The sequence below is a fragment of the Pedobacter sp. 10L46_2 genome, from assembly GCF_056395165.1.
On record NZ_JBFTIZ010000453.1, the window covers coordinates 1 to 2,226 of the forward strand.

The 2,226-nt window shown below is 40.8% G+C and carries 3 protein-coding genes; all 3 read left to right on the forward strand.

The features are described from left to right. Nucleotides 1-222, forward strand: a 222-nt coding sequence (locus tag AC1DDX_RS26630) for a hypothetical protein (RefSeq protein WP_477622949.1), incomplete at its 5' end; no start/stop codon positions are given. Next, complete coding sequence (locus tag AC1DDX_RS26635; RefSeq protein WP_337718072.1) at nucleotides 215-1,144, forward strand: glycosyltransferase family 2 protein; 930 nt, start codon at nucleotides 215-217, stop codon at nucleotides 1,142-1,144. The genes AC1DDX_RS26630 and AC1DDX_RS26635, both read left to right, overlap by 8 nt. 58 nt (nucleotides 1,145-1,202) lie before the next feature. Continuing rightward, the coding region (locus AC1DDX_RS26640) for a hypothetical protein (protein WP_477622950.1) at nucleotides 1,203-2,226 on the forward strand (1,024 nt) is incomplete at its 3' end.

A 2,226-nucleotide genomic window follows, 5' to 3' on the forward strand; every position in this document is an offset into this window, starting at 1 on the left:
GCTTTAAACGTATTAAATGTACTAGATCAACTGCTCAAAAATAATAGTGTTTACATTTTCAGGATCGCAATGATCATGTTTGCATTTTCTGTGGCTCTTGCATTCCTGTTCTTACATTATGCCAATTATAAATGGTTTGGTTCATTTACAGTAATTATTGAACTTTGCGCCTTATTTATGTATCAATATGTGGTAAAGAAACCCGCCATCCAAAATGTCTAAACCTGTAGCCCTGATCCTGCTCAACTGGAATACTCCGGAGTACACCACTGATTGCATAAAATCTGTACTTGAATATTGCAACCCTGATCATTTTGACATCATTGTAACTGATAACGGATCTACAGATGGTTCTCTGGAACTTTTGCAAAGTCAATTTCCCGAGCTCGTTTATCTCGACAATAAAGAAAATCTGGGTTTTGCAGAAGGAAACAACCGTGCAATTGATTACAGCATCAGTAAGGGCTATACCTACTCATTGATCATGAATACGGATACGCTGGTTGATAGCGACATCATCAGCAAAATGCTGCAGCACATGCAAAACCATCCCCAAGCTGCTGCGGTTCAGCCTGCCATTTATTGGATGCACGACAGAAACAAGATCTGGAACGGGGATTCGTATGTAAACTTTGTACTTGGGTTTACCTATAACAAAAAGAATACTTCTGAATCATCAGATGAACAGGATTATAAAAAGGTAGAATGGGTTACGGGCTGTTGTTGCCTGATAAGAAACGAGGTATTAAAGCAAACCGGAGGCTTTAACAAGGAGTTCTTTTTATATTATGAAGATGTGGAACTCTCTTTCCGGCTCCGCGCACAAGGGTATGAACTGCATTACCTTCCTTCCTGCAAAATGTACCATGAGGCCGGCGCTTCCGGAAAAGAGAAGGAAACCAATGAGGGCACTTTAAGTCCTGTTATTCACTACTATGTAAATAGAAACAAGATCTGGTTTTTGCGTGGATATGGCAAGCCATTATTCTATCCCCTGGTATTTTTGTACAATGCCCCCTACTACCTTGCCTTATATTCTTATTTTAAGCTAAAGGGAAGAAATAAAAAAGCGGAATATTTATTTAAAGGATTGAAAGATGGATTTTTCACTCCGAAAAACTTAATTTGGCCATCGAAACCATAAATTCAACAAAGAGCTAACTATGTTTATTTTTCCCCTGATCTTTATTTGTTCTTTTATAATGGCAGTAAGAGAGATCTTAAGGGGAAATGCCAGCGGCTTGCTGCTGTTCATGATCTTCGGGCTCTCGATCTACACCACCACCATGTCGGTTACGTTTATGCTGGGACTAAAAAGCATCATTCCAACCATGCAATTTTTTAAAGAGGCCTTGATATTTGGTGTGCTCCTTTTAAATCTGGCTAACTTAAAATATCGACCCCGGTTTCACCTGATCGATTATACCATAATGGCCTTCTTGCTGTACCTGATCCTGTATGCATTGCTGCCGATAGGTGAACAGGGGCTGTTCGACCGACTGATTGCGCTTAAAAGTACGGCCTTTTATATTATGGTATACTTTGTTGGGCGTACCATCGATGCAAAAGAGGTCTACATCAATAAATATTTTAATTACCTGGTGCTGCTCACCATCGCAGCCGGAGCTGTGCTGGTAGTAGAGCTCCTGATGTACCAGCAGTTACAATTGCGCACCGGCTATGCCGAATACAATTATTATTTTTTTAACGCTGAGCCTAGCGGACAGTACGGAATCAGTACAACTTTTGATTCTGACAGTGGCTACAGGCGTTTCGCCAGCTTTTTCACCAACCCGCTTGAGCTTGCGGCGGCTTCCATAATTTCGTTGGCTGTTATAGCTGGCCTATACACTACTGACAACAATAAATTTAGAATCAATACCGTAGGAATGCTGGGATTAGGCGCTTCCTTTTTAGCCATACTTTTCGCCTTATCAAGGGCACCATTGGCCAGTTATTTCGTGGTAACTTATGTATACGCATTGCTCACCAAAAGAAAAGCAATAACCCACATTATTCACCTTGGCTTTTGTGCAGTGGCAATTTATGTGGCTTATTTATTCTGGCAATTTGAACAAAATCATGAGGGTATCATTCAAATTCTGGTTAACACCATTGATTTTAGTGACCCTTCCAGTATCGGACACCTTCAGCAATGGGTAGAAGGTGTATTGGCAATAATCAACAACCCAATGGGGCTTGGTTTAGGATCATCCGGAAGGGTGG

Coding starts and splice junctions, on each gene's coding strand:
- AC1DDX_RS26635 (WP_337718072.1), top strand. CDS start 215: ATGTCTAAACCTGTAGCCCTGATCCTGCTCAACTGGAATACTCCGGAG.